This is a genomic window from Thermofilaceae archaeon (assembly GCA_038731975.1).
Classification (GTDB): Archaea; Thermoproteota; Thermoprotei; order Thermofilales; family Thermofilaceae; genus JANXEW01.
This window is the reverse complement of the sequence record JAVYQJ010000077.1, coordinates 1-2,820: the sequence shown is the minus strand read 5'-3', so window position 1 is coordinate 2,820 and position 2,820 is coordinate 1. Positions and strand designations below refer to the sequence as shown.

Annotated in this window: 4 protein-coding genes; 1 reads left to right on the top strand and 3 read right to left on the bottom strand. The window is 50.8% G+C overall.

What is annotated here, in order from left to right:
• Positions 1–81 precede the first annotated feature (81 nt).
• Both QXF46_09615 and QXF46_09610 read right to left on the bottom strand, forming a co-directional pair.
• Positions 82–1,002, bottom strand: coding sequence for a hypothetical protein (locus tag QXF46_09615; protein ID MEM0227119.1), 921 nt, complete (start codon positions 1,000–1,002; stop codon positions 82–84).
• A 400-nt stretch (positions 1,003–1,402) separates the two neighbouring features.
• Complete coding sequence (locus QXF46_09610) at positions 1,403–1,576, bottom strand: hypothetical protein (GenBank protein ID MEM0227118.1); 174 nt, start codon at positions 1,574–1,576, stop codon at positions 1,403–1,405.
• Between the two features lie 195 nt (positions 1,577–1,771).
• Between QXF46_09610 and QXF46_09605 the strand changes: the two genes are divergently transcribed.
• Positions 1,772–2,023 carry a hypothetical protein gene (locus QXF46_09605; GenBank protein ID MEM0227117.1) on the top strand — a complete coding sequence of 84 codons (252 nt, stop codon included), beginning with the start codon at positions 1,772–1,774 and terminating at the stop codon, positions 2,021–2,023.
• A gap of 89 nt (positions 2,024–2,112) precedes the next feature.
• On the opposite strand, the gene QXF46_09600 is transcribed toward QXF46_09605, so the two are convergent.
• Entirely contained in the window at positions 2,113–2,442 is a 330-nt protein-coding gene (locus QXF46_09600) for a hypothetical protein (GenBank protein ID MEM0227116.1), read from the bottom strand.
• Positions 2,443–2,820 lie beyond the last annotated feature (378 nt).

Genomic DNA, 2,820 nt, shown 5'->3' with positions numbered 1-2,820 from the left:
GGAGGAAAAAAGCTTAGTTCATCTTGCCCCCACGATCGGGTCGTTTCTGTGGCACAACCTGACCTAGTCCTGCTCATCAGGTTATAGGTAAGATAGTGGGATCAAGTAGACGACGCCGGATGAACCGTTATAACCACCGTTTGCTCCTGATCCGCCTCCTCCTACCGTGATGTTCAAGGTGCCTGGTGACATTAGCCCGACAACGACGGCACCGCTACCTCCCCCACCACCGTACTCAGATATATTGCCACCATTTCCGTAACCTGATAAACCTGGTAAGGATATTGAAGAAAGACCAAACTGTGCTAGCACTTGTGATACGACAGAAGTTGGACTGGCAACGCCACTACCAGTACTGCCATTAAAACCATTTATCCCTGGACTTCCGTTCAAGATCACGTAAAATGAGAGGTTAGATACTGATCCGAGTCCGCCGAGACCGCCTGGGCCGTAGTAACAGCCAATGCAAGCCTCATCCGTGCTACTCGATGAGTTCCCTGACCATCCGCCTTGACCTCCACCCGCCGTGATCGTTTGGTTCCCGTTAGTTACGACCGTGTCACCACCGTTACCTGCCTGCACAGTACCGCTAGTGCTTCCTCCCCCACCTCCACCACCACCTACAGCGACCACGAGGACGTTTGACCCTACGTTCATTGTCGTACTTGAAGTGACCGTAATCGCGTTTGGGCTCGGTATTAGGCTATAGCTCAAAGGCGTGCTGGTCACCGTAGGTGCCGCGGTAATGGGTAGAAGGCATGCAGAGAGTTTCACTGGAACAGTTGCCGAGTTGACGCTGTTCAATACGATCTCGTTGATCGTATCACCCGCGTTGATCGGTATAACGTTCACTACGTTCTGGAGTGGGATGGGAGCTGAGTTAATGATAAGGTATGCGGACATGTTTGACGACGCACTTGGCGGTATTATCAACATAACTTGAAGGTAACCTGCTAGGTAACCTGAACCGCTCACTGTGTAGTTTATCGGTATCGTGTTCATACCTGGTGATACGGACACCGACTGAGTCTGTAGTAAGGTTGTTGGGCTTAGTGACATAATATAGAGTTGTGGAGGGAGGAAAAAAGCTTATTCAGGAAGTGGGATCAAGTAGACGATACCGGGCGCACCGTAAGCGTAGGAAGAGTTCTTGTACTCGGCACATGAAGCTAGTTGCTGACTACCTTGTCCTATTGTGATGTTCAAGGTACCTGAGGACATTAGTCCGACCACGACCGCACCGGAACCGCCGCCACCACCGCCTCCTAAGCCAACAGAATTACCACCGCCACCAGCTCCATAACCTGAACCGCCTCTAGAGTTAGTCCCGGGAGTAGATGGTATCGATAAGGAGAACGTGGATGAGTAACCAGCTGCTCTTAGTACCTGTTGTATTGCGGTGTTATATCCTGTGGGAATCGCCCCACCAGAGCCTCCAGTATCGTATCCTCCACCAGAGCCTGCGTTTCCGTTTAAGATCTGGTAGTATTTCACAGAAGCCGAGCCTGTACCGCCAGCACCACCACGGCCACCTGTAGGCGGGCCATTTAAAGTGTAGTTGTAGTATCCTGACCATCCGCCTTGACCACCACCCGCCGTGATCGTTTGGTTCCCGTTAGTTACGACAGTGTCACCACCGTTGCCAGCCTGGCATGACCACCACTCAGACCTGCCTGCATATGCGGTTCCTTCCATAGTTCCACCTCCTGCTCCACCTCCCCCAACCGCTACAACGAGGACGTTTGTCGGTACGTACACTGTCGTACTTGAAGTGATCATCGTACTTGATGTTACTGTCATTATTGGTGTTGAAGTGAACGTAGACGTTCTTAGCGTGTACGGTGGTGACGTGAATGGTGACATCGTGGTTGGTTTCATCGTGGTCGGAGTTGGTGTCGAAGATGGTGACAAAATACTCGACGGTGATGTCGTGGTAGCCTTAGTCTTTGTTACCTCGTATACGGCTAAGCCTGCTACGGCCGCCCCGATCAATCCTAAAGCGATTTTCTTGTCCATGAGATAAAACCGGTGAGGAAACTAAAAAATCATGCGAACGGATACAGTCTCTTTGCACAGCCTAGTACTGGATCCCAAACGTAACCGGGTGGACAACTAGTTGGTGTGGGTGTGGGCGTTGGAGTAGGTGGAGGTTCTATTACACATATCCCAAAGAGAGGGTTCCAAGTTAAGCCAGGTGGACAAATAGGAGGAGTTGAGGTCCGTGTCGGAGTTGGAGTTGGTGTTGAAGGTGGTGTACTGGGTGTCGGCGTTGGCGTCGACGAAGGCGTTGGCGTTGGAGTAGGAGTTGGTGTAGGTGGTGTGTAAGACGGTGAAGGTGGTGTGTATGAAGGTGTTGGTGTAGGAGTCGATGAAGGTGTAGGAGTAGGAGTCGGAGGAGTGTACGAAGGTGAAACAGATGGTGACGTCGATATAGGTACACATTCACCTGAAAGAATGTCATAGACCTCTCCTGAGGGGCATATAGGTATGCATTGTCCTATTGATGACGCAAACGTGTAACCAGGTGGACAGGTAGTAGGCGTGGTAGTCGTGGTAGGTGTCGGCGTCGGTGTAGGAGTTGGTGATGTGGTAGCCTTCACTTGTTCTAACTCATATACTGCTAAGCCTACCGCAGCTGCTCCGATCAATCCTAAAGCTACTTTCTTGTCCATAAGATAAAACCGGTGAAGAAACTAAAAAATCATACGAACCCGTGGAGTCTCAGTCCACCACCGAACCTACCAACGAACACTGGATTATACGTGTTTGTAATCCTACGAGTTGGTCTCGTGACTGTTGGAGTAGGTATTCTGAACGTAT